Here is a 22,593-nt window from a genome sequence, read left to right on the forward strand (position 1 = left end):
CAAACTCGATGACCGAAACAGCAACAATCCTTGGTCTTTTCCTCGGCAAACCCGAACAGCGCTGGGACGGCAAGGATCCGTCTGCCATCCGCAAGACCCTCGCAGATGGCGTCCTTCAGGTGACACGGACCGGCCTTGTTGGAGACCAGCAGGCGGACCTGGCTGTGCACGGTGGGCCGGAAAAGGCCCTGCACATCTACCCGTCCGAGCACTATGCCCATTGGCGAGAAGTGTTTCCTGACAAGAGTGAGATCTACCGGAACGGTGGTTTTGGTGAAAACCTCTCCACGCAAGGGTTCACCGAAGCAGATCTCTGCGTTGGCGACATTTTCAGCGCCGGCAGTGCGCGGCTGCAGATCTCGCAAGGCCGCCAGCCCTGCTGGAAACTCAATCTGCATACGGACAACCCCGCCCAGGCTGCATCTTTCCAGAAGACCGCCAGGACCGGTTGGTACTTCCGGGTCCTGGAAGAGGGCGCGATGGAGGCCGGTGACACGATCGAGGTCATCGACCGGCCCTGCCCCGACTGGAACCTGCGCGAGGTCATCCTCGCCCGCTTCAACCCTCGGCTGGATCCTGCCATTGCGTCCGCTCTGTCGCAACTCGATGAGCTCGCCGAACCATGGCGGGCGTCCTTTGCCAAAAAAGTTGATCCATCTTTTCGGGAGGACATTTCAAGGCGGCTGCCAAACGGCGCCTAGTCGTTATTTTGGCGGTAGTGAGAGAGCATTTTCCACGGCAAGATCCAGCCAGGTTTGAAGAACGCTGTCGGGGGCCTCATCCTCTCTGACAAAAAACAGCCCGCTCATGGTCCGACCGCCCTGGACCATGGGTACGGCGCCCGGCAACGCTCTGGCCTTGTCATGATTGTCCTTGCCCACCCTGAAAATGAACCGCCGCTCGCCGTCTTTTGTTCGGTCGGCTCCACCGATCATGTGGCCGTTCAGGAGAAAACAGAGGCCGCCCATCATCTTCTTTTCAGACAGTCCGGACCGGCCTCCGAGAAATCTGCGCAGCCGGTCGTTCAGGTCTTCATCGATGGCCATGTCATCAATCTCCTCAAGCGCCAGTGCCTTGATCACACTTGACCCGAACGGCCCCGTCAGTCAACCATTCGGTTCACTTTTATCCAAACAGACCAAAATACGCGGCAGCCGGCAGGTGTTTTTTGGCGGTAAAGCCAGGTATTCTTGACGGAACAACGACTGCAGGCTTGCACATTTGCCCGGCTTTCTGTATACCCCCGCTCGCGCCTGCACCCCTGGAGGAGGCGCTCATGGACCGATCCCGGACAACTTGACGTCAAGCCACGGTGTTCGCCGGTCCGTTACCTATACACTCGAAGGAGTTTTGCCATGGCTTCCAGCTATGAGCTGAAGGCGTCGGCACGGGAACGGGTGGGCAAGGGGGCCGCTCGGGCACTGCGTCGCGAAGGCCTTCTCCCCGCCGTAATCTACGGCGACAAGAAACCTGCCCTGCCGATCACCATTCCGGTGAAGGAAACCACGATCACCCTGCACAAGGGTGGCTTCACCTCGCAGATCGGCACGATCGACATCGATGGTGAAAAGCACCGTGTCATCGCCAAGGACTATCAGCTGCATCCGGTACGCGACGACGTCCTGCATGTCGATTTCCTGCGTGTTGCCAAGGGCGCAACGCTGACCGTTGAAATCCCGGTTCACTTCCTGAACGAAGAAATCTGCCCTGGTCTCAAGAAGGGCGGTGTTCTGAACATTGTCCGCCACACGGTTGAAATGACCGTTCCGGCCGACAACATTCCGGAAGCCCTGGAAATCGATCTGGCTGAAGCACAGCCGGGCGACAGCCTGCACATTTCCGCCGTCAAGCTGCCGAAGGGCTGTGAGCCGACGATCACCGACCGCGACTTCACCATCGCAACGATTGCTGCGCCGGCCGGCGTGCAAGAAGCTGATGAAAGCGAAGAAGGCGGCGAAGCAGAAGCTACGGAAGCCGAAGGCGAATAAGCCGCTTCCTGAGCAAAAGGCAGGAGGCGTCCCTCGCCTCCTCCCCCCCTGCAAAAGGGGACTTGAAAGGCAGCCGCAAGGCTGCTTTTTTGCATCCGGACTGATTGTAAAGGTGTCTCATGAAACTGATTGTCGGCCTCGGCAACCCGGGCGCGAAATACGCCGGTAACCGGCACAATATCGGCTTCATGGCGGTCGACGAGATCCATCGGCGCCACTCCGGCTTCCAGCCCTGGCGGGCGCGCTTCCAGGGCCAGGTCTCCGAGGGACGTCTTGGCGCTGAAAAAGTCCTGTTACTCAAGCCAAACACCTACATGAACGAATCCGGACGGGCCGTTGGAGAAGCCATGCGCTTTTTCAAGCTGGAACCGGAAGACATCGTCGTCCTCTACGACGAGCTGGACCTGCCGCCGGCGAAGTTCCGCATGAAGAAGGGTGGCGGTCATGGCGGGCATAACGGCCTTCGCTCCATCACCGCTCACATAGGCGCAGACTATCGTCGTCTGCGTCTTGGCATCGGCCATCCCGGGGACAAGAAACTTGTCTCCAACTATGTGCTGGGCGATTTTGCCAAGGCCGATCGGGACTGGCTCGAGCCGCTCCTGACCGAGATCGCCGACCAGGCCGACCTGCTGGCCGAGGGCAAGGACAGCCAGTTTGCCAACAAGCTGACGCTTGCACTCGAACCGGACAAGGCGCAGCGCAAGCCGAAGCCTTCCGCGGAAGTCAAAAAGCCGGCAGGACAGAAATCCGCCCCGCCAAAAGGTCAAAGCCACATCCGCCAGGCCCGTCAGGCAAAGCCTGTCAGCGTACCGAAGTCCGGCCCGATGGCGGATATGCTGAAAAAGCTGCTCGGCGGCAAGGACTGAGCAATCAGCTTAACCTTCAGGACAGCGGCTGGACGTTGATGATTTCCACGCGCCGGTTGCGCCCGCTTTCCGGATTGGCCGGATCGACAGGCCGGCTTTCGCCATAGCCGACCGGCACCAGCCGTTCCCGAGGAATGCTGTAGAAAGCTGCAAGAAACTCGGCAACCATGAACGCCCTGCGGTTGGAGAGGTCCAGATTATAGGCCGCCGTGCCTTTGAGATCGGTGTGCCCGGCGATCTGGAAACGCATGTTGCGCAACCTCGGATCGCGCAGGGCTTGCCCCAGTGCCTGCAAGGTCAGAATGCCGTCATTGGTGAGAGACGCGCTGTCGAATTCAAAATTGACCGTCAGGTTGATGCGCGGCAGATCCGCTTCGGGTGGCAACTGGCCCTCGATGCTGATCCCGCGAAGGGGATGCGGCTCCGCCTTGCGGAAGGAGCGCACCTTGGCCGCTCCGCCATCTGGCAAGAGCGCCCGGATAATGTCTTCGCTGGTCACGTTTTGAGCCGAAACGGCAGACGAGAACAGTCCGCTCAGCAAAGCCAGAGCAACACCCGCGGTCAGCAATCTGCCCAGGACGTTCGAAATGATCCTCATGTCGTTTCCCTCACTCGTCCCGGATTGTCAGATGCAGCACGGTGGCCGTGATCTCGCGCGGCAGACGGGCCTCATAAGGACGTTCCGCCAGCCCCGCCCGCAAAGCCGTCAGGAAGAACCGGTCATCCGCCAAACCCGATTGGCCGTCCGCGCTCACAGGCATAGAAAACTGACCGCCACCGCTGGCCTCAAGTGCCTCCAGCTGGTCAATCGGGCTGCGCGCCGCAATCACCACGATCGCCTCGGATCCGGCTGGTGGCGACACCGTATATTTCTGGCGACCCTGGCGGCCATCGCCATAGATGAAGGTTTGGCCAAACCGGACCTGCTCGCGGACCGGTCCGCGGCGGGGCAGCAGATTAACCACCGTGCCGTCGGCCTGCAGGTAAACGATGTAGAGAAAGGAAGCGAAGTCCGGCGCCGTGACCTCAAATGCCAGACTGTCCCCATAGGCAAGATCGGACCGGCCGCCCAGAAGGCGAATCGACGGACGCGAAGGCTCCGCCAGAGGCCGTTCCAGGGTCTTCAGCACCTCGCAGACCGGCCAGGGCCGCACCGCAATCTTCTGAATTTGCTCCGGTGGAAATTCCGCGCGTAGCTTCTTCAGCGTCTCCTGTGAGCTGACGAACCCGCCCAGCAGCGGCATGCCACCGGGCGCATCCTCTGTGACATAAAGATTGCTGCAATCGTCCCCCTTGAATGCCACCTGGTTGCCATGGTCGAAACGGTCGAGACCCGGGACCGGTTTGGGGGGCTGCGCAAAGGTGCGCATCACCGAGGCATTCCGCAGGTCAGCCTTGGTCGCGTCGTAACTGATCCAGCCATAACCGTCGCCCGCCCAATATGGCCCCCAGGAATTCTGAACCAGGAAGGCCTGGCGCCTTTCGTCATAGCCGACCAGCACCATCTGATGACCGCCGCCCAGGCCGGCATTGGGACCGAGCGAGCCCTGATAGATCTCGCCCGCCTTCAGATATTGCAGCACGGAGCCGTCAGGCGTTCGGGACGATGGCACGACATCGACCATGCGATAGCCCGCTGCAACGGGGTGCCCGGCTGCGAGCTGCTGCTTGATCGCATCCAGGTCCCGGTTGCTGACGGGACGTTCGTCGCGCTCGAGCACGTAGATAAATTCAAAGTCGCGTATCTTGAAGCGGTCCGGCGGCGACGTCGGCCGCTCCACCCGCTCCGAGCACATGGCGATGTCCGGAATCGCATCCAGATCCGGCGCGCCCCGTCCCTTGAAATAGGACATGGCATAATAGGCGTGGCTGCCGGCGGCCTCGCAGCTTTCATCCTTGTCACGGATCTGGGAATGCAGATAGGCAGGGCTCGGTGTATAGGCCCTGGTGCCCGGCGAGACGTTGTTTTCCAAAGCCGCATAATAACCACGCATGGCATAGCCGACTGCGTAGGACACACAACTGCCGTGGATCTGCAGCAGCGGGGGTGGCATCTGCGGCGACAGGTCGATCGCATCCGGGATATAGGCCCGTGTGACCTCGGCCCGGCCGACAGACTTCAAAAGGGCCGGGTCAATGGATGTATCGCCGTAGAGACCGGTGAGCGCGCTTGGATCGAAGGCCTGCCCTTCGGCAGGACTGGCGTAAGGCAGCGAGCAAAGGAAAGTGGCGGTGGTCAGGACCCCGGCCAGCCGGGCCAAATCCACCCGGCACATGCCAGTCTCCAGGAGACTGAAAACCATCAGTTTCAATTCCCAATACAAAAGCCCGAAACACCGGGGCGAGTATACAAGAACGCCAGTTTGAGGAAAGCGCCGGAAGTTGCCTAACGGCTTATCTTGTCGAAATTGCGGATCTGTGCTGACAGGCTGCTGCCCCGGGCCGCCATGACCCGCGGAAAGCCTTGACCTGATGACCGGCCTCGGGCATGTAGCGCGGCAACAGTTTCAGACCAGACCGAAAGCGAATTCCCATGGGTTTCCAGTGCGGCATTGTCGGACTGCCGAATGTCGGCAAGTCCACGCTCTTCAACGCGCTCACCAAGACCGCAGCCGCCCAGGCTGCCAACTACCCGTTCTGCACCATTGAACCGAACACCGGTGAAGTGGCCGTGCCGGATCCGCGCCTTTACGCCATTCGCGACATTGCCGAATCCAAGGAAGTCATTCCGACCCGGATCACCTTTGTCGACATTGCGGGTCTGGTGCGCGGTGCGTCCAAGGGCGAAGGCCTCGGCAACCAGTTCCTGGCCAACATCCGGGAAGTCGACGCGATTGCCCATGTGCTGCGCTGCTTTGAGGATGACGACATCACCCATGTGGACGGTGCCATCGATCCGCTGGCCGACGCGGAGACGGTGGAAACCGAACTTATGGTCGCGGACATGGAAAGCCTTGAGCGCCGCATTGCGCCCTTGAAGAAAAAGGCAACCGGCGGCGACAAGGAAGCCAAAGTGGTTCTTCCGATCATGGAAGCGGCCCTCGCCCTCCTTCAGGACGGCAAGCCGGCCCGTGTGCTTGAGGTTGCCGATGCCGAAGAAGCCAGGCTGCTCAAGGGACTCAATCTCCTGACGTCCAAACCCGTGCTTTATGTCTGCAACGTCGACGAGGCATCAGCTTCAGAGGGCAATGCCCTGTCTGCGAAAGTTGCCGAAAAAGCCAAGGAAGAAGGCGCCGTTGCCGTGGTGATTTCCGCTGCCATCGAGGCAGAAATCTCGCAGCTCGACAAGGAAGAACAGGACGAGTTCCTGGAAACCATCGGCCTTGAGGAGCCGGGCCTCGACCGCATGATCCGCGCCGGCTACGACCTTCTGGGCCTGATCACCTATTTCACGGCCGGCCCGAAGGAAACCCGCGCCTGGACCATCACAGAAGGCACCAAGGCCCCGGGCGCGGCCGGCGTCATCCACACCGATTTCGAACGCGGTTTCATTCGCGCGCAAACGATTGCCTATGACGACTATGTCGGTCTTGGTGGGGAAAGTGCTGCCAAGGAAGCCGGCAAAGCCCGCGACGAAGGCAAGGAATACATCGTCAAGGACGGCGATGTTCTGCTCTTCAAGTTCAATACATAAATTCGAGTTGAACTCGACACTGCAAACCAGTCTGGAGCACTTGAATCACACCGGTTCAGGTGCTCCTTTTTTGACCGGAGACTTCTTTTGAGAATACTTCTAGCCGCATTTCTTACCATTAGCAGCATTGCCATCGCGAAAGCTGAGAATTTCACTAAGCTCCCGGCTGAACTCGACGAGAATTGCCGATACGGGCTTGCCAAACTGTACGACGAATGTGCCGACCAGCGTGCCATCTTCGATCAGGCGCTGCAAAATGCGCGAAGAGAGGGGAAAACGATACTGGTTTCCTACGGCGCTGAATGGTGTATCTGGTGCCACGTCTTTGATGCTTATCTAAGTGGTACAAAAACCAAGTTTGAATATGAATTTGAAGATCCGGACTCTCCGGGCGATCTCTATTCGGCAACGCTCTATGAGCGCGAGCGTGAAGACGTCTCCACACTGGCCAGTTCACTGAACGACTATGTTCGGGAAAATTTCGTTCTGGTGCATATCGAAGGCCAATATGCGCCAAATGGCGACGCAGTGTTGCAGAACACGGGTGCGTTCGAGCACTATTCGGGAGGCATTCCCTTTGTTTTTACCGTCGATCACAACGGTCAGTTTCTGCAGAAAATCAATACCAGCGCCATTGAGACACGCAGAGATTCATTTTGGGACTGGTATCGGGGATACAAGAGAGTCTTTCTGCTGGAAGAACTCCGTCAGGCCCGGCGCAAATCGACCGAGTAAGGCAGCGAAGGCGGTTACTTCTTTGCAGCCCAGGCCAAGGGCGGGATCACGTTTTGAGAGGTGAACATGAAGACCATCCTCCTGACCGGCTTCGAAGCCTTCGGCACGACGCCGGTCAACCCCGCCGAACAGGTTGCCAGACATCTCGATGGCGAAACCGTTGCTGGGGCAAGAATTGTCTCCCGGATCATTCCGAACACATTTTTTGTCTGCATTGATGTGGTCAAACAGGCGCTGACGGAAACGAACGCCGACGCCGCGGTCATGATGGGTGAATTCGGCGGTCGGGCGACCATCACGGTTGAACGCATCGCCCTCAATTTCAACGACAGCACCCGCTACGGGCTGAAGGACAATGCGGGCGTTGCGCTGCAGGGCGATCTCACCGCACCTGATGGTCCGCTTGCTTATCAGAGCACGCTACCGGTCCGCGCCATGGTCAAGGCCATGCGAAAAGGCGGCATTCCGGCAGACATATCCGACGCGGCAGGCACCTTCTGCTGCAACCATCTTTTCTACGGTATCCTGCATCACCTCACGGGCACCGATCAGTCGATCCCCGCTGGTTGGGTGCACCTCCCGCATCTGCCGGAAGTCGCCGCCCTGGAACACAATCTCGGTGCCCCGAGCATGTCCGTGGAAACAGCTGCGCAGGGACTGCGCCTGGCCCTCGCTGCGTTGGTGAGCCACCCGCAGGATATCGAGGAACCTGTTTCAGGACGATTGCAGGTCTAGGCCGCAGGCGCGCCGCTTCGTGTCGCAGGCCACTCGACATTGTCGCAGGAAACGACCTAAAAGCTGAGTTCCTTTTCCAAGCGAAAGACCAGCGATGAAAACCGTTATCCCGGCCCCCTATCCCGTCCTTCTGCCCGTCAGCGAAAGCCGGGCGGAGTTTCCGGTTCGGCGGGTCTACTGCGTCGGTCGCAACTACGCCGCCCATGCGGTCGAAATGGGTCATGATCCGGACCGGGAGCCCCCCTTCTTCTTCCAGAAAAATCCTGACAATCTCGATCCGTCAGGCACGTTTCCCTACCCGGCCTTGAGCACCGACGTCCATCATGAGGTGGAACTGGCGGTGATGCTGAAATCGGGAAAGAGCAACATCCGCATCGAGAATGCTCTGGAACATGTCTATGGCTATGCGGTCGCGCTCGACATGACCCGCAGGGACCTGCAGGGCGAGGCCAAGAAGGCCGGTCGTCCGTGGGAAGCCGGCAAGGCGTTTGAACACTCCGCACCGGTCGGGCCGATCGTGCCGGCTGCCGACTGCGGGTTCCTGCATGAAGGACGCATCGCCCTGACCGTCAACGGAGACCTGCGCCAGGAGGGAGACCTCAACCAGTTGATCTGGAAGGTCCCGGAAATCATTTCCAAACTGTCGGAACTGTTCGTGCTCGGGGCCGGTGATGTCATCCTGACGGGCACGCCGTCCGGCGTTGGTGCAGTCGACCGGGGAGATGTGATGCGGGCGACTGTCGATGGTTTGCCGGAACTGGACGTGACCGTTGTTTAGTGCGGATGTCCTTGAAAGCGGAAAACCCCGCCGGTCTCCCGTCGGGGTTTTCTGCTAGCTGCGATCCAGGCCTTTCAGGACAAGCGGGTTCGGACCTTTCTGGTCCTGCCATTTTGCGCCCTGTTTGCCCTGGCGCAGGCGCGGCGTCCAGTTGCTTCTGGGCGCGCCATATTTCTGCAGCAGCGTGTCGACTTCAAAATAATGACGATTGCCAAGTTCCATGGTTCTGTCTCCCTTCTTGCAGAGCGAAATGCCCTGCCTGTGAGAGGCATGTGGGTGGCAATCCTGACGAAGATGTGTCGGCAACATTAAGCTTTGGTCATGTTCTCCCGAAGCTGCAAGGTATCGGAACTCCGCCCGGCTGAGGCGGGTGAAGAGGGCGAAGATTGCCCGATCACGAGAACCGGATCTCGATCCGTAGCCCTGGGAATACAGACCCTGTTTGCGGGTTATCGGACAGAACCACCTCCGCCTGATGCAGATTGGCAATCGCCTGGAACAAGGCAAGACCCAGCCCGGCCCCAGGTGTTGTCCGGCTTTCCTCAAGCCGGAACATCGGCTCGAACACCCGTTCCCGAAGCTCTGCAGGAATCCCGGGTCCGGTATCGGTGAAAACCAGCATCTTGCCTTTGACTTCAAGACCGATCTGCGTTTTCGCGGGCGTATGTTTCAGGCTGTTTTCAATGAGATTGGCCAATGCCTGGATGAGGAGCCGGCGATCGCCCTGCACGGTCGCGGTTCCCGACGCCTGAAACTGGAAGCTTCGGCCGCTGTCTTCGATAACGGCGCGATAGATATCTGCAACGTCTTCCACCACCGAAGCCAGTTGAAGCGTCTCGAACCGCTGCCTGTGCTCACCACTCTCCAGTTTGGCCATCCGCAACAGCGCTTCAAAGATATGGATGACCTCGTCGGTCTGGGCCAGGGCATTTTCCACCGCGTCCGTGTCTGTCGTACGCTCTTCAAGACTTTCCAGTTCGGCACGCAACCGCGTGAGCGGTGTTTTGAGATCGTGGGCAATGTTCGTTGTGAGATTGCGGGTCTGGCGCATCAGGACTTCCAGGCGCGCCGTCGTGTCGTCAAGAGAGCGGGCCAACCGGCCGAAGTCGTCGCGCCCCGCCCTGTCGCCGACGCGCGCCGACAGGTCGCCCGCCGCCACCCGGTCCAGAACACTGGAGATGACGGAGACACGTTTCTGAGCCCGCCACCCGAGAAGACCGCCAATCGCCAACATGACAACAAGCGTCACGCCCCCGGAAACAGCAAAGATGTTGATCAGAACCTCCAGATAGTCTTCACGGTTTTCCAGGTTGCTGCCGACCAGCAGAAGACCGTTCGGGATTGGTGTTGCATAGACACGCCAGGGGCCTTCGAGTTCTTCAAATTCTTCATCTTCCTTGAAATGAAAGGTGGCTGCTCCGGGCAGTCTGGCAATTCCATTGGTCATGCGCCTTGCAAGGCGAGTGTTGTCACTCAGGATGACAGCAAACCGGTCCTCTGTTTCGTAGAACATGTTCCGGTCCGGCCCAGTCGCGGCCAGTCGTGTCGCGATATCGGCGGCTCGACCCTGAAGCTCCGTGTCAATTCGCGCCGTAATCTCGCGATCGACAAAAAGAACGGACACCAGACCGGCCACACAGACGATCACGAGAAAAACCAGCGTCAGCTGCACGGCCTGGCGAAGCGCCGACATCTGCAGCAATTGTCGGAAACGTTTCAACAAACCGTCCGCTCCCGCCGCTGGAAGAGTTGAACAGCAAACTGTCTAGGCTTCAAACACATATCCCGCCCCCCGTTTCGTGCGGATGAGCGTGTCCCCGAAGGGCTTTTCGATCTTTGCCCGCAACCTGCTGATATGCGTTTCTACGACACTGCTGGTCGGATCGAAATTGATGTCCCAGACCCGTTCCAGAAGCATGGCGCGGGTCAGGACCCTGCCCCGGTTGCGCATGAACACTTCCAGGAGCCGGAATTCCTTGGCATTCAGATCGATCCTGGAACCTTGCCGAACGCAGGTCTGCTTCAGAAGATCCAGCTCCACGTCGCCCGCATTCAGTTTGACCGGCTCCGACTGAGCGGCTGGAGCTGCCCGGCGGCCCAGCGCCCCGACCCGTGCCAGAAGCTCGGTCGAAGCAAAGGGCTTGGTCAGATAGTCGTCGGCCCCGGCTTCAAGGCCTTCAACCCGGTCATCAACGGCTTCCATGGCGGTGAGGAACAGAACCGGCGTCATGTTCTTCGATGCCCTCAGGGCCTTCAGAACCGACAGGCCATCAATGCCGGGGGTCATGCGGTCCAGAACGATCACGTCGAATTCACCTGTCGTGGCACTGGCCAGCGCATCGCGCCCGTCCTCGACCCAGTCGACGACATGACCGGCATCGCTCAGACTTGAGTGAACCCACTTGCCTATACCGGCGTCGTCTTCCAACAGCAGAATTTTCATTGACCAGCTACCAGCGCCTCTCGTTGCAGCGGATAGATAACCGCCTGTCTTTCTATGGCCTACAAGGTCTGGACGCACGGGTGAAAGGAAAAATCGCTTCTTTACAAGATTGTAAATTTCGCGCCAGAGGCGGGAAAACCTGCCCGCCTATCTCTTGTTCACCGGACGACGCCGGGTCGCCGGACCACTTGAGAGGAAACTGACATGAAAAAGACCACTGCAAAGATCCTTGCCGCCACTCTGATCGCCACTGGCCTGACCGGCACGTCTCTCGCCGTTGCAGCACAGACCGACACCAACGAAGCGCCGCTCACATCCGACCTGTCGATCAGCCAGGTTTCCGAGATTGCCCTCGGCGCTCAAGCCGGCACCATCGAGGAAATCGAACTGGAAAACGAAGACGGCAAAGCGGTCTTCGAAGTCGAGATCAAGACCGACACCGGTGAAGTTGAAGTCATGATCGACGCCGCAACGGGCGATGTCCTGTCCATGGAACAGGACGATGACGGTGATGATGACGAAGACGACGACGATGGTGAAGACGACGACAAGCAGAAAGGCTGACGCTGAACTGAAAGGATGGCGGGCCCTTGCCCGCCGCACTTCCCTGACATTTCCCAAAACCGGAGACTGACATGACGACCCTGAATTCCGTTCTTGAAACCAGTAAAATGGCCGCGCAGCGCTTTGGCGCAGGCGTCGCCGGAGTTCTCGCCCTAATCGCAGGCTGCCTGCTCCTGTCAGCCTTCGCGACATTGGGACTGGCGATCCTGGGGATCGGCGCTGTGGTGACAGTTTTGACGCTTGCCATCAGCGCCCTCAGCCCCGTGAAGGAACCGCAGGCCGAAGCGGCCTGACGTCAAAACAATCCCGCCTGCCCCTCAAACCGCTCAGCCCGGCCCCGCGCCGGGCAAGAGCTGTTCTGGCCAACGGCTGGATAATTGTCCGGCTTCGGCCTAAAACGAATGGACCCTGTCTTCTCCCGCCCAAGCTGGAGCTCTCCTGTGTCCTTCGAGCAATCCGCCCTCTTTGTACTCTTCGGCGTTGTCTTCGCCCTGCTGGTCTGGGGACGCATTCGCTTCGACCTCGTCGCCTTTGCCGCCCTGATCATCGGCGCCCTTCTGGGACTTGTCCCGTCTGGTGAGATCTTTTCCGGCTTCGGCCATCCGGCTGTCATCATCATTGCCCTCGTGCTGATTGTCTCACGCGGCCTGATGAACTCCGGCGCCGTCGAACTGGTCGCCAAGTATCTCCTGTCCGCCACCAGCGGTCTTGCAAAACATATCGGGCTGCTCTCCGTTGTCGGTGCCGGCCTGTCCGGCATTATCAACAATGTCGCCGCACTTGCCCTATTGATGCCGCTTGATCTGGAAGCCGCCAAAAAGGCCGGCCGCTCACCCGGCCTGTCGCTGATGCCGTTGTCCTTCGCTACCATTCTTGGCGGCATGATCACCCTGATCGGCACGCCGCCAAACATCGTGATCGCCGAGTACCGGTCCGATGCGCTCGGGGCGCCCTTCACCATGTTCGACTTTGCGCCCGTCGGGCTGGTCGTTGCGATCAGCGGCATTCTTTTTGTCGCGTTGATCGGCTGGCGATTGCTACCCAGTCACTTTCGGGACAAACCCAAGGAAGACGGTTTTGCGGAGAGCCTCTATTCGGCCGAACTCAAGGTCGGCAAAGTCTCAAAGGACAAGCCGATGACCGTCGGCGACCTTTATCCGGTTGCCGAGGACAAGGATGTCGCCATCATCGGCCTGATCCGCAACGGCCGCCGCATTCGTGGTTTTGCCCGGCGGGAGCCGATCAAGGAAGGCGACTACCTCTTTGTCGAGGGCGATCCGAAGGCCATCGAGGCTTTCATGGGCGCTGCAAAACTGGCTTTTGCCGGTTCTGAACGTCACAAGGGTGGCCTCACGGGCAGCGCGCTCACGCTGATCGAAGCCATTGCGCCTGACAACGCGCGCATCATCGGCCAGTCGGCATTCGACATGCGCCTTCTCTATGGTCAGGGGGTCACCCTCTTGGGCATTTCACGGCAGGGCCGACGCATTCAAAAGCGGGTCCGCCACGAAACCATCCGTGCAGGAGATGTGCTCCTTCTTCTGGGCACACCGGACCGTCTGGAAAGTGCCAGCAGCTGGCTCGGCGTCCTGCCACTGCAAGGCCGGCAGACCGGCATGATCCAGCGCAACAAGGCCTGGATGGCCATTGCCGGCTTTGCCCTCGCAATCACGGTGGCCGTGGCCGGTCTCGCCTATCTGCCGGTCGCCCTGGCGGCCTGCATCATCTTCTATGCTGCGACCGGTCTGGTCAGCGGCACGGAAGTCTATCAGTCCGTTGAATGGAAGGTCATCGTGCTGCTCGGCTCGCTGATCCCGCTTGGCCAGGCCTTTGAACAGGCTGGCAATGCACAACTGATCGCGGACGGCATCACGTCCTTGACGGCCGGCGCGCCGGCCTGGGTCACGCTGACGGTCCTGATGATTGTCACCATGACCTTGTCAGACTTCCTGAACAACGTCGCAACCTGCCTGATCGCAGCGCCGATCTCTGTTCAGATCGCCAATTCGCTCGGCGTCAATCCGGACCCGTTCCTGATGGGGGTCGCCGTTGCCGCCTCCTGCGCCTTTCTGACGCCGATCGGGCACAAGAACAACACCATCATCATGGGACCGGGCGGATACCGGTTCGGCGACTACTGGCGCATGGGCCTGCCGCTGGAACTGTTGGTGCTGGTTGTCTCCATTCCCGCGATCCTTGTCTTCTGGCCGCTGTGAAGTCAGTACGTCCCCCGAAAAAGGAGCAAGCGCTCCAAACTCCACATCATCCTGGACCCGACCGTAAGATCCGTCTCGAAGGATCGGCCTCAACTGATAGTCTTGAGGCCGTCCTTCGAGACGCGAACAAGCTCCGGGCACGTAGCCAGCATCAGGCCGCGGGTTTAAGCGGCAGGCAGATATCCGTCAGGAGATCGGCCGGTGCCGTGTCGCGCGGGTTGTTGAGATAGATCTCCATGCAGGGCGCGTCGGCCGGCTCGCGGCCCGACTGGGTCAACCATTCGCCATAGAGCCAGGTATAGGCCTTTTGCATGTCCGCATAAGGGCCCTTGTAGCGAAGCACGGCATAGTCGCCGGCGCGTGTTTCCAGTGGTTCGAGGGGGGCGTCCACGGGAAATCCATCCGTGACCGCCACGCCCGCAACCGATTCCAGCTCCTCTTCCGGCACCCGGGTCGGATCGGAGTAATATAGCGCTTTCATTGCACCGGCCTTGCCGATCAGATTGCGGCCGACAAGAACGCCGACCAGTTTTTCGAACGCCTGCCCGATCTGCATATAGGGGCCCTTGTGATGCAGAACGGCAAGCGTTTCGGACGGCAGGGATTTGACTTCAACATCATGCATGAGATTGGCTCCTGTGTGTTTGGGGATCGGGGCTCCGCCATGTGCGGGCTGCAACTTGCTTGAAGCCCTTTCGGCGCGATAGGCCGATGGGCTTTGGCCATAGGACTGTTTGAAACTGCGGGAAAAGGCTTCCTGGCTGCCATAGCCCGCCCGATGGGCCACCTTTAGGAGCGCCATGTCGGTATAGGCCAGATCGGCCGCAGCGCGGTGAAGCCGCAGGCGCTTCACTGTCGCAACGATGGATTCGCCATAGGCGGCCTGCCAGACCCGGTGCCAGTGCCAGGGAGACAGCGCGGCCACCTCGGCCAGCGTCGCCAGATCCGGATCCTCGTCCAGATTGGCGTAGATGTATTCGATCACCCTTGTGAACCGGCGGATGTAGCCGCTGTCCTTCGGATCGATCATGGTCTTTTCGTGCTGGGTCATAGGCTGTCCTCAAGATGTGAACGGACCCTAACACCGCCCCGAATGATAAATCTTGCGGACTTGGTCTCGCTCCCGCTTCAAGTCACAAAGATGTTGCAGGCGGCGACAAAATCGCACTGGCATCAGAGGCTGAATTGCTCATGATGAACGCAACTGAACCAAAGCGGAGCACTCCACATGAGCACCCCGAAACGGATCCTGTTTACAGGCGGCTCCGGCAAGGCCGGCCGCCATGTCATCCCCTACCTGCTCGACAAGGGGCACCGGGTCGTCAATGTCGATCTGACACCGCTGGACCATCCCGGGGTCGACAATCTGACAGCCGACATCACCTCGTCCGGCGAGATGTTCAATGTCATGACCAGCTACGCCAACTTTGATGAGCTGGAACCGGGAACCGGCGTCCCCGCCTTCGATGCGGTGGTGCATTTCGCGGCAATCCCGCGCATTCTGATCCAACCGGACAACAGGACCTTCGAGGTCAATGCCGTCGGCACCTACAACGTGATCGAAGCCGCCGTGAAGCTCGGCATCCGCAAGGTCGTTGTCGCCTCCTCCGAAACCACGTACGGCGTCTGTTTTGCCGACGGGGTGGTCAACCCGAAGGTTCTGCCCGTCGAAGAGGATTATGACGTTGACCCCATGGACAGCTACGGCCTGTCGAAAGTCGTGAATGAACAGACGGCCCGATCTTTCCAGCGCCGCTCCGGTTTCGACATCTATGCGCTTCGGATCGGCAATGTCATCGAGCCTCACGAATATGACCGCTTCGCCGATTTCTTCAAAAACCCGGCCCAGCGCCGCCGCAACATCTTCTGTTATATCGACGCACGCGATCTCGGCCAGATCGTAGACCTTTGCCTTGAAAAGGACGGGCTCGGCTTTCAGATCTTCAATGCCGGCAACGACACCAACTCCGTCGACATTCCCAACACCGAAATCCTGGAACGCTTTTTCCCGGGCGTGCCGCTCTCAAGAGAACTCGAGGCCCATGAAGCCCTGTTTTCCAACCGCAAGATCCGGGAGGTCCTGGGCTTCCGGGAAGAACACAACTGGCGCAACTATATCAGCGCCTGAGCAGGCTGCCGGATACGGCAATCCGGTTCACCAACCAGTCCTTTAGTTGGTCTTCAGGGCAATTTACTTCTTATCCGGCAGCGACTAGCTTCTGGGAACAGTATTCAAAAAAGGGCAGCTCGCTGCCGGGGAGAGAGTATGAATTTGTTGAAATCGTCGATCATCGGCCTGGCCCTCCTGGCATCAGCGCCGGTCGCTCTCGCACAGGGAACCGGCTCGGAAGGCTATTTCCAGCTCTACAACAACACCGGCAACAACATCGTCGTCGGGTTCTACACCAATGACGGCAGTGGCTGGAGCGACAACTGGCTGTCGGATGCTCTCGCACCCGGAGAAAGCGCCACAGCGGAATTCACCGCGGACACCGGCAATTGCGATCAGGTCTTCCAGGTCGGCTGGCTTGCCGAGGACGACAGCGAAGTTCTGGACGATCCGATCAGCATCGACATCTGTGCTGCCAGCAACGTCTATATGGACGACAACGAAATCTACTACGACTGATCCCACCGGACAGATTTTCAACATCGGAAACGCGGCGCCTCCGCGTTTCTTCCCTTTTCCTATGGCAATGTTTCATGTCCGATCTCATCCATTTTGAAGATTTCGAACCGGGGCAGATCTATGACCTCGGCTCCCTCACCGTCTCCCGCGATGACATCGTCACCTTCGCGGCCGAATTTGATCCGCAGCCGTTTCACCTGGACGAAGAGGCCGGCAAGGCATCGATCCTCGGTGGGCTCGCGGCTTCCGGCTGGCACACGGCCTCCCTGGTCATGCGCCTGCTCGCGTCCAACCTTCTGAACAAGACCGCGGGCCGCGGCTCGCCGGGCATCAGCGACCTCAAATGGAAACGCCCTGTTCTTCCGGGTGACACACTTACGGCCAGGGCGGAGGTCATGGAGACAAAGGCGCTACGGTCCAAACCGGATCTCGGCATCGTCACGGTGGAAGTGACTGCCAAAAATCAGGAGGGAGCCACAGTCCTCACCTGGGTGAACCCGATCCTGTTCGCCCGTCGGGAGGCAGGCGTATGACGGACTTTTTCGAAGACATCAAGATCGGCGATACGCTTGAGCTCGGCGAACACACCTTCACACGGGACGAGATTCTCCGTTTTGCGGAACAGTTCGACCCCCAGCCCTTTCACCTGAGCGAAGAAGCCGCAGCGCAGACCCATTTCGGCCGGTTGTGCGCTTCTGGCTGGCATACCGCATCCGTCTTCATGAAATTGTGGGTGGCAGCTCACCAGAAGGTTCAGGAGGAGGCTGCAGCGCAAGGCAAGACACCTGCAAAGCTCGGCCCATCGCCGGGGTTTGAAGACCTGAAATGGATCAAGCCGGTCTATGTCGACGACACGCTCAGATACAAGCGCGTCGTCACCGGCAAGACGGAAAGCCGCAGCCGACCGGATTGGGGCCTGATCCATTCCGATATGCTTGCCGAAAACCAGGACGGCAAGCTGGTGTTTTCCTTCAAGGGCACAGTGTTTGTGGAACGACGCCCCGCCGGTACCGGCAGCTGAGCTGCCCGACCCTTTTTCGGAGACTGCACCAGGCCAAGATCATCCGATGGTCTGGCGCAGCACACGCATCCAGTTTCCGAGGGCGAATTTTTCAATGCTTCGGCTGGACCAGCCGCCCTTTTCCAAGGCAGCAAAGATTTTGGGAACGCCAAGCACGTCACCAATCTCATCGGGCATCATCACGCCGTCAAAGTCCGACCCAAGCGTCACACCGTCCTCACCGAGGTGATTGGCCAGATAACGGATGTGCGCCAGGACCTGTTCCAGTGGCACGGCGCTTTCAAGCAGACCGTTGGCAGCCAGAAAACACGGCGCCAAATTGACACCAACGACACCGCCCGTGTCCGCAATCGCCCTTAGTTGCCGGTCGGTCAGATTGCGAGGTGACGCGCAAAGACGGTGGGCATTGGAATGTGTGGCAATGAGCGGCCTCGAGCTGAGGCCGGCAACATCCCAAAAACCCTTTTCATTGAGATGCGACAGGTCGATCATGATGCCCCTTAGGTCGCATTCCAACACCAAGGCCTTTCCCTGTTCCGTCAGGCCGGCACCGATATCGGGCGGCGCCGGAAACTGGAACGGCACGCCATGGCCAAAGATATTGTCGCGGCTCCAGACCAGTCCAATGGATCGCAATCCGCGCACGTAGAGCACATCCAGGAACCTGAATTCCGCGTCGATGCAGTCTGCGCCCTCGATATGCAGAACCATGGCAAGCTGGCCCCGATCGATGCAATCCCGGATCTCTTCGCTCTGCCTGCAGATCCGTGCGCCGCCGGAAGACATTGTCTCGATCTCTTCAGCCACACCAACCATCTTCAGTGTGGCATCTTGTGCCAGTTCCGGGGCCAGCGGCGGCGGCATGGGCACGCTATAGCCCTTGTCCGACTGAAAGTCCTCGAAATCATAATGCTCCGGTGACGGCGCGAACATGGCAAACAGGCCTCCCGCAAAACCGGCCCGGCGCGCACGCGGCAAATCCAGCTGGGTGTCCGGCGTTCCGTCAACAAACCGCGCAGCCCCGCCAGAGGCACCGGCGCGCAAAAGGCGCAGCAAGACATCGTTATGGCCGTCGAAGAATGGCAAGCTCATCAGTTCTGTTCCTTTGAAGATCCGAGGCCGATTGACCAGCCGGTGACATGCGGCGGCAGGAACTAGCCTGGCCGACGGCGTGTGTGTGCCAACAAAAGATCTGGTATGGGAAAACGGGTGGTGTCAGTCCATCATGCGCAGGTCCTGCTCGACGAGATCGAGCAGTTCAACCGTTTTTGCGCGGCTTCTCTCCGGATCGCGGTCGGCGATCGCCTGATAAAGCTCGCGGTGCAAGGGAAACGAGCTTTCGCCGATCCGTGTGGACTTGACCGCATTGGAAAAGAACTTGAGAAACGGCCCGCGCATGTTCGAGATAATCTGTTCAAACAGAGGGTTCTGGGCTGCTTCATAGATCGATCGGTGAAACGCCTCATCTTCCTCCAGCGCGGCGCCCTTCGCCTGATGAACAGCTTCCATCGCCAGAAGTTTTTCCTCGATATTCGCGATATCTGCGTCTGAACCGCGTACAGCGGCCAGTGCGGCGGCCTCGCTTTCCAGTGCCCTGCGCAGATCCAGAGCGAGCAGAAGAGCGCCCCTTTCCTCGCCAATGGCCAGCGGCACGAGAATTTCCCCCGGCTGAATGGTGCGCCGGACAAACGTGCCGGCACCATGACGGATCTCCAGGGCGTTCAGCGCCTCCAGTTTGCGTACGGCTTCGCGCACGGAGGAGCGGCCCACACCCAACGCGTCCATCAGCTCCCGTTCTGACGGCAACCTGTCACCGGCCGAATAACGATTGCTGCTGATGAAATCGACCAGCCTGTCAACCACCGCTTCAAGTTTGCTTTTTGCCGGAACCGGTTGCAGTTCATGCATGGTCGATCATTCCCGTTTGAATTCCGAAAGCCGAGACTGGGCCAGGGCCTGCCGTCTGCGAGCACCTCCCCGGCCGCCTCCCGTTCCCCAGGGTGAATGGGTCGGTCTGGATGGGTAGCGTCATAGGCGCAGCCCGGACTTTAAGTCGAACAGATTGAGTCTGCCAGTGTTGAAGCAGGCCTCGACCATGTCCCCGGCGCGAACCTTCTCGTCCGGCGGGATCCGCATGCAGAAGCGTGAGGATTTGGAAACGACCCAGACAATCTGTTCGGATCCGAGCATTTCCACCAGGTCCACTTTGCCGGAGACCGCCGGCCGGCCGCTGGATGCGCCCGTGCAAAGCGTGATGTGTTCGGGCCGGACGCCAAGATCCACCTCGCGCCCGGCAGTCATGGCAGACGCAGTTTCGTAGCCGGAGAGATCTATCGTCAGCTCATCGGACCAGAAGGCCGGTGCACCGTTCTGATCGGCAATCGCACCCCTGAAGAAATTCATGCTTGGCAGACCGATAAACTGGGCGACGAACTTGTTGGCAGGCTCGTTGTAGATCTCTTCCGGTGGCGCCAACTGCTGGATCACGCCGTCTTTAATGGCCGCGATCCTGTCTGCCAGCGTCAGGGCTTCAACCTGGTCATGGGTGACATAGATCATGGTCGCGCCGAGCTCCTGGTGCAGGCGTTTCAATTCCACGCGCAATTCGGCGCGCAGCTTAGCATCCAGATTGGACAGCGGCTCGTCGAACAGGAAAACATCGACATGGCGCACCAGCGCTCGTCCGATGGCGACACGCTGGCGCTGCCCGCCGGAAAGCTCGCTGGGACGGCGATCCAGAAGATGGCTGATCTGGAGGATCCGTGCCGCCTCGTCTACCTGGTCGGCGATGTCCCGCTTGGGTGTACCGTTCATTTTCAGGGCGAAAGAGAGATTTCCGCGCACGGTCATTTTTGGATAAAGCGCATAGGACTGGAACACCATGGCCAGTCCCCGGTCCTTCGGCTCCTCCCAGGTCACATTGCGGCCGTCGATCAGGATCTGGCCGCCGCTGGCGTCCTGCAGGCCCGCAATCGTGTTGAGAAGCGTCGATTTCCCGCAGCCGGATGATCCCAGCAAAACGAGGAATTCACCTCTGTGAATGTCGAGATTCAATCCCTTGAGAACATCGACTGCACCAAAGCTGACACTCAGATCCTTCGCGCGTACATGTGCGTTTCTGTCGAGCATATTGATCACCCCTTGACGGCGCCGGCTGCGATACCGCGCACGAACCAGCGTCCGGAGAAGAAATAGACGGCCAGCGGCACCAGGGCCGTCAGCAGCGTGGCGGCCATGTTGACGTTGTAGGCAACATCGCCGCGCGCCGAATTGACGATGTTGTTAAGCTGCACGGTCATCGGAATGTTGTCGCGCCCGCCGAAGATCAGGCCGAGCAGATAGTCATTCCAGATACCGGTCACCTGTAGAATGACGGCAACGATCAGCATCGGCGTCGACATCGGCAACAGCACATGAAAGAAGATCGCGAAGAAGCCGCCGCCGTCGACGCGCGCGGCATTGAAGATCTCCTTTGGAAGCGAGCTGTAAAAGTTGCGGAAGATCAGTGTCATGATCGGCAGGCCGAAGATCGTGTGGATCAGGACGATCCCGGCAAGGCTGCCGTAAAGACCTGTCACCGAAAAGATCCGGATGATCGGATAGATCATCACCTGGTAGGGCACGAAGGCACCGAACAGCACGATGAAAAAGAACAGTTCCGAGCCTTTGAACTTCCAGTAGCTGAGCACATAGCCGCAGATCGCACCGGCCATGATCGACACGAAGAGGCTCGGGATCAGGATTTTCACCGAGTTCCAGAATCCGACCTTGATACCCTCGCAGGTGAGCCCGGTGCAGGCGCTGTCCCAGGCAATGATCCAGGCTTCAAAAGTCCAGATTTCGGGCCATTCCAGAATGTTGCCCAGGCGGATTTCCGGCATCGTCTTCAGCGAGGTCAGCACCACGACATAAAGCGGCAACAGAAAGAACGCCGCGGCCATGACGAGAAACAGATAGATCCCGATCCGGCTTGGCGTGAGTTTGCGCGGCGGTTTGCCCTGTGGCCCGGTATCAACGCGCGTTCCGAAGGATTTGGCTGGGATCTGATTCATGACGCCCTCCTCTTGCGCATGTTCTGGGCGTAGAGCCAGGGTGCGAGAGCCGCGATCACGGTGATCAGCATGACGGTTGCGCCCGCCATGGCGAGGCCGATATTGGCGCGCCGCAGGATATGGTCGAGCACGAACTTCGCGGGCACTTCCGTTGCAATGCCCGGTCCGCCATTCGTCATCGCCACCACAATGTCGTAGCCCTTGATCACGGACAGCGACAGCAGAACCACGCTGGTGAAAATCACGGGCCCAAGGATAGGCACAATCACGTGCAGATAGACCCGCCAGGGTCTGATGCCGTCGACCCTGGCGGCCTTCCAGATTTCCGGTTCGACTGATCTCAGGCCCGCCAGCATCAAGGCCATCACCAGCCCGGACGCCTGCCAGATGGCCGCGATCACGATCGTGTAGATCGCCATCTGCTGGTCGACCAGCCAGTCGAACGTGAACCCCTCCCAGCCAAGCTCCCGTACGCTTTTTTGAATGCCGAGCGACGGGTTGAGCAGCCATTGCCAGGCGAGGCCCGTGACCACGAACGACAAGGCATGCGGACACAGGAAGATCGTCCGGAAAACGGATTCCGCGCGCACCTTCTGGTCGATGAACACCGCCAGCAGAAAGCCGAAGACCAGGGAGCCGCCGACAAAAAAGATGCCGAATGTAACCATGTTCTGCAGCGAGACGAGCCACCGGGTCGTTGCAAACAGGCGTTCATACTGGCGCAGGCCAACATAATCGTGGCTTGGCAGCAGTTTTGAACCGGTGAAGGAAAGCTGCACCGACCACAGGACGCAGATTACGAAGATGGTCACCGCGACAATAACAAAGGGCGTAATCACGAGCCTTGCCGTCAGCTGTGACGAACTCAAGCGTAACATGTTGGTTTCCCGATTGGAGTCTCATGGGTTCCAGGCAGTTAGAAGCCTGAA

At 59.4% G+C, this 22,593-nt stretch carries 26 protein-coding genes; 14 read left to right on the top strand and 12 right to left on the bottom strand.

Annotated elements, in window-relative coordinates; all coding sequences use genetic code 11:
• Nucleotides 1–8 precede the first annotated feature (8 nt).
• A complete protein-coding gene (locus ACO6TG_RS08010) occupies nt 9–701 on the top strand; it encodes an MOSC domain-containing protein (protein WP_422377691.1) in 693 nt (230 codons plus the stop codon).
• A gap of 3 nt (nt 702–704) precedes the next feature.
• On the opposite strand, the gene ACO6TG_RS08015 is transcribed toward ACO6TG_RS08010, so the two are convergent.
• Nucleotides 705–1,046: a TfoX/Sxy family protein gene (locus ACO6TG_RS08015; protein ID WP_422377692.1), complete on the bottom strand. Its 342-nt coding sequence runs from the start codon at nt 1,044–1,046 to the stop codon at nt 705–707.
• A 309-nt stretch (nt 1,047–1,355) separates the two neighbouring features.
• Between ACO6TG_RS08015 and ACO6TG_RS08020 the strand changes: the two genes are divergently transcribed.
• Nucleotides 1,356–1,988 (top strand): 50S ribosomal protein L25/general stress protein Ctc, encoded by a 633-nt coding sequence (locus ACO6TG_RS08020; protein WP_422377693.1) that lies wholly within the window; start codon nt 1,356–1,358, stop codon nt 1,986–1,988.
• A 119-nt stretch (nt 1,989–2,107) separates the two neighbouring features.
• Nucleotides 2,108–2,857 (top strand): aminoacyl-tRNA hydrolase, encoded by a 750-nt coding sequence (pth, locus tag ACO6TG_RS08025; RefSeq protein ID WP_422377694.1) that lies wholly within the window; start codon nt 2,108–2,110, stop codon nt 2,855–2,857.
• A 16-nt stretch (nt 2,858–2,873) separates the two neighbouring features.
• Here the strand turns inward: pth and ACO6TG_RS08030 are convergent, their stop codons facing one another.
• Both ACO6TG_RS08030 and ACO6TG_RS08035 read right to left on the bottom strand, forming a co-directional pair.
• The gene (locus ACO6TG_RS08030; RefSeq protein WP_422377695.1) at nt 2,874–3,455 is read right to left on the bottom strand and encodes an OmpA family protein; all 582 of its coding nucleotides are present in this window, start codon (nt 3,453–3,455) and stop codon (nt 2,874–2,876) included.
• Between the two features lie 10 nt (nt 3,456–3,465).
• Nucleotides 3,466–5,160 (bottom strand): DUF4384 domain-containing protein, encoded by a 1,695-nt coding sequence (locus ACO6TG_RS08035; protein ID WP_422377696.1) that lies wholly within the window; start codon nt 5,158–5,160, stop codon nt 3,466–3,468.
• A gap of 230 nt (nt 5,161–5,390) precedes the next feature.
• Here ACO6TG_RS08035 and ychF point away from each other — a divergent pair, with 230 nt between their 5' ends.
• The 4 genes from ychF to ACO6TG_RS08055 all read left to right on the top strand — a co-directional run bounded on the left by ychF (nt 5,391) and on the right by ACO6TG_RS08055 (nt 8,739).
• Nucleotides 5,391–6,491 carry a redox-regulated ATPase YchF gene (ychF, locus tag ACO6TG_RS08040; protein ID WP_094071937.1) on the top strand — a complete coding sequence of 367 codons (1,101 nt, stop codon included), beginning with the start codon at nt 5,391–5,393 and terminating at the stop codon, nt 6,489–6,491.
• A gap of 87 nt (nt 6,492–6,578) precedes the next feature.
• Nucleotides 6,579–7,226: a DUF255 domain-containing protein gene (locus ACO6TG_RS08045; RefSeq protein ID WP_422377697.1), complete on the top strand. Its 648-nt coding sequence runs from the start codon at nt 6,579–6,581 to the stop codon at nt 7,224–7,226.
• Between the two features lie 66 nt (nt 7,227–7,292).
• Nucleotides 7,293–7,961 carry a pyroglutamyl-peptidase I gene (gene pcp, locus ACO6TG_RS08050; protein ID WP_422377698.1) on the top strand — a complete coding sequence of 223 codons (669 nt, stop codon included), beginning with the start codon at nt 7,293–7,295 and terminating at the stop codon, nt 7,959–7,961.
• A 94-nt stretch (nt 7,962–8,055) separates the two neighbouring features.
• Nucleotides 8,056–8,739 (top strand): fumarylacetoacetate hydrolase family protein, encoded by a 684-nt coding sequence (locus ACO6TG_RS08055; protein WP_422377699.1) that lies wholly within the window; start codon nt 8,056–8,058, stop codon nt 8,737–8,739.
• Nucleotides 8,740–8,793: 54 nt separating this feature from the next.
• Here the strand turns inward: ACO6TG_RS08055 and ACO6TG_RS08060 are convergent, their stop codons facing one another.
• The 3 genes from ACO6TG_RS08060 to ACO6TG_RS08070 form a co-directional block, all read right to left on the bottom strand.
• Nucleotides 8,794–8,961 (bottom strand): hypothetical protein, encoded by a 168-nt coding sequence (locus tag ACO6TG_RS08060; protein ID WP_157738910.1) that lies wholly within the window; start codon nt 8,959–8,961, stop codon nt 8,794–8,796.
• A 172-nt stretch (nt 8,962–9,133) separates the two neighbouring features.
• Nucleotides 9,134–10,462 carry an ATP-binding protein gene (locus ACO6TG_RS08065; RefSeq protein WP_422377700.1) on the bottom strand — a complete coding sequence of 443 codons (1,329 nt, stop codon included), beginning with the start codon at nt 10,460–10,462 and terminating at the stop codon, nt 9,134–9,136.
• Between the two features lie 42 nt (nt 10,463–10,504).
• A complete protein-coding gene (locus ACO6TG_RS08070; protein WP_094071941.1) occupies nt 10,505–11,182 on the bottom strand; it encodes a response regulator transcription factor in 678 nt (225 codons plus the stop codon).
• Between the two features lie 204 nt (nt 11,183–11,386).
• On the opposite strand from ACO6TG_RS08070, the gene ACO6TG_RS08075 reads away from it, so the two are divergent.
• The 3 genes from ACO6TG_RS08075 (at nt 11,387) to ACO6TG_RS08085 (ending at nt 13,962) form a co-directional block, all read left to right on the top strand.
• Nucleotides 11,387–11,746, top strand: a complete 360-nt coding sequence (locus tag ACO6TG_RS08075) for a PepSY domain-containing protein (protein ID WP_094071942.1) — start codon at nt 11,387–11,389, stop codon at nt 11,744–11,746.
• Between the two features lie 71 nt (nt 11,747–11,817).
• Nucleotides 11,818–12,039, top strand: a complete 222-nt coding sequence (locus ACO6TG_RS08080) for a hypothetical protein (protein ID WP_422377701.1) — start codon at nt 11,818–11,820, stop codon at nt 12,037–12,039.
• A gap of 147 nt (nt 12,040–12,186) precedes the next feature.
• Complete coding sequence (locus ACO6TG_RS08085) at nt 12,187–13,962, top strand: SLC13 family permease (protein WP_422377702.1); 1,776 nt, start codon at nt 12,187–12,189, stop codon at nt 13,960–13,962.
• A gap of 151 nt (nt 13,963–14,113) precedes the next feature.
• On the opposite strand, the gene ACO6TG_RS08090 is transcribed toward ACO6TG_RS08085, so the two are convergent.
• Nucleotides 14,114–15,013: an AraC family transcriptional regulator gene (locus tag ACO6TG_RS08090; protein WP_094071945.1), complete on the bottom strand. Its 900-nt coding sequence runs from the start codon at nt 15,011–15,013 to the stop codon at nt 14,114–14,116.
• 177 nt (nt 15,014–15,190) lie between these two features.
• Between ACO6TG_RS08090 and ACO6TG_RS08095 the strand changes: the two genes are divergently transcribed.
• The 4 genes from ACO6TG_RS08095 (at nt 15,191) to ACO6TG_RS08110 (ending at nt 17,612) form a co-directional block, all read left to right on the top strand.
• Entirely contained in the window at nt 15,191–16,090 is a 900-nt protein-coding gene (locus ACO6TG_RS08095; RefSeq protein ID WP_422377703.1) for an NAD-dependent epimerase/dehydratase family protein, read from the top strand.
• Nucleotides 16,091–16,228: 138 nt separating this feature from the next.
• Nucleotides 16,229–16,591, top strand: a complete 363-nt coding sequence (locus tag ACO6TG_RS08100; protein ID WP_422377704.1) for a hypothetical protein — start codon at nt 16,229–16,231, stop codon at nt 16,589–16,591.
• A gap of 74 nt (nt 16,592–16,665) precedes the next feature.
• A complete protein-coding gene (locus ACO6TG_RS08105) occupies nt 16,666–17,124 on the top strand; it encodes a MaoC family dehydratase (protein ID WP_422377705.1) in 459 nt (152 codons plus the stop codon).
• Complete coding sequence (locus ACO6TG_RS08110) at nt 17,121–17,612, top strand: MaoC family dehydratase (RefSeq protein ID WP_422377706.1); 492 nt, start codon at nt 17,121–17,123, stop codon at nt 17,610–17,612. Before ACO6TG_RS08105 ends, ACO6TG_RS08110 begins: the two co-directional genes overlap by 4 nt.
• Nucleotides 17,613–17,651: 39 nt before the next feature.
• Here ACO6TG_RS08110 and ACO6TG_RS08115 read toward each other — a convergent pair whose 3' ends face one another.
• The 5 genes from ACO6TG_RS08115 to ACO6TG_RS08135 form a co-directional block, all read right to left on the bottom strand.
• Nucleotides 17,652–18,704: a dipeptidase gene (locus ACO6TG_RS08115; RefSeq protein ID WP_422377707.1), complete on the bottom strand. Its 1,053-nt coding sequence runs from the start codon at nt 18,702–18,704 to the stop codon at nt 17,652–17,654.
• A 123-nt stretch (nt 18,705–18,827) separates the two neighbouring features.
• On the bottom strand, nt 18,828–19,520 hold the full coding sequence (locus tag ACO6TG_RS08120) for a FadR/GntR family transcriptional regulator (protein ID WP_422377708.1): 693 nt from the start codon (nt 19,518–19,520) through the stop codon (nt 18,828–18,830).
• 120 nt (nt 19,521–19,640) lie between these two features.
• On the bottom strand, nt 19,641–20,741 hold the full coding sequence (locus ACO6TG_RS08125; protein WP_422377709.1) for an ABC transporter ATP-binding protein: 1,101 nt from the start codon (nt 20,739–20,741) through the stop codon (nt 19,641–19,643).
• A gap of 5 nt (nt 20,742–20,746) precedes the next feature.
• Entirely contained in the window at nt 20,747–21,664 is a 918-nt protein-coding gene (locus tag ACO6TG_RS08130; RefSeq protein ID WP_422377710.1) for a carbohydrate ABC transporter permease, read from the bottom strand.
• Nucleotides 21,661–22,542 carry a carbohydrate ABC transporter permease gene (locus tag ACO6TG_RS08135; protein WP_422377711.1) on the bottom strand — a complete coding sequence of 294 codons (882 nt, stop codon included), beginning with the start codon at nt 22,540–22,542 and terminating at the stop codon, nt 21,661–21,663. Before ACO6TG_RS08135 ends, ACO6TG_RS08130 begins: the two co-directional genes overlap by 4 nt.
• Nucleotides 22,543–22,593 lie beyond the last annotated feature (51 nt).

It is taken from the genome of Roseibium sp. (assembly GCF_965233565.1).
Classification (GTDB): Bacteria; Pseudomonadota; Alphaproteobacteria; order Rhizobiales; family Stappiaceae; genus Roseibium.